This window comes from Peribacillus sp. P4_C12 (genome assembly GCF_056402095.1).
The window spans coordinates 1-848 of sequence record NZ_JBFUIB010001003.1; the positions used below are offsets into that span (position 1 = coordinate 1).

Annotated in this window: 1 protein-coding gene; it reads left to right on the forward strand. The window is 40.9% G+C overall.

What is annotated here, in order from left to right; genetic code table 11:
- Positions 1–70 precede the first annotated feature (70 nt).
- Positions 71–848: serine hydroxymethyltransferase (glyA, locus tag AC1DUW_RS30845; RefSeq protein ID WP_477644454.1), on the forward strand; the 778-nt coding region annotated here is incomplete at its 3' end.

The following is an 848-nucleotide window of genomic DNA, read 5'->3' on the forward strand; positions in this document are numbered from 1 at the left end:
AGGGTAGTGTTTCGTAGTCACTAGCTATGCAACAAACCTTTAATACAAAAATTTTCAAGGGGGAGTACAAATGAGTTTACAGCAAAATGATTCAATCATTTTTCAAGCTATCAGAAACGAGCAAAATCGTCAGCATCAAACCTTAGAGTTGATTGCATCAGAAAACTTCGTCAGCCAAGATGTATTAGAAGCAATGGGAAGTGTAATGACGAATAAATATGCAGAAGGTTATCCAGGAAAACGTTATTATGGCGGATGTGAATTTGTCGATGTGGCAGAACAAGCAGCTATTGAGCGCTTAACAAAGCTGTTTGGTGCCAAATATGCAAATGTTCAGCCTCACTCGGGTGCACAAGCAAATTTCGCAGTATTTTTCGCACTGCTTCAGCCTGGTGATAAAGTAATGGGAATGAACCTTTCACATGGCGGCCACTTAACTCATGGAAGTCCAGTCAGTGTTTCAGGAAAATGGTTTGAAGTTGTGTCTTATGGAGTTAGAGAAGATACCCAATTAATTGATTATGATGAGTTGGAAGCTATCGCAAAGAAAGAAAAACCAAAATTGATTATTGCAGGGACAAGTGCCTACCCAAGAACCATTAATTTTGCACGATTTAGAGAAATTGCTGATCAAGTTGGAGCAAAACTTATGGTGGATATGGCTCATATAGCAGGGCTGGTAGCGGCCGGTCTTCACCCATCCCCAATCCCATATGCAGATGTTGTGACAAGTACTACTCATAAAACATTGAGAGGGCCTCGCGGGGGTATCGTTTTAACAAACGATGAAGAGATTATCAAATCGATTAATAAATCTGTGTTCCCAGGAATTCAGGGCGGCCCTCTCA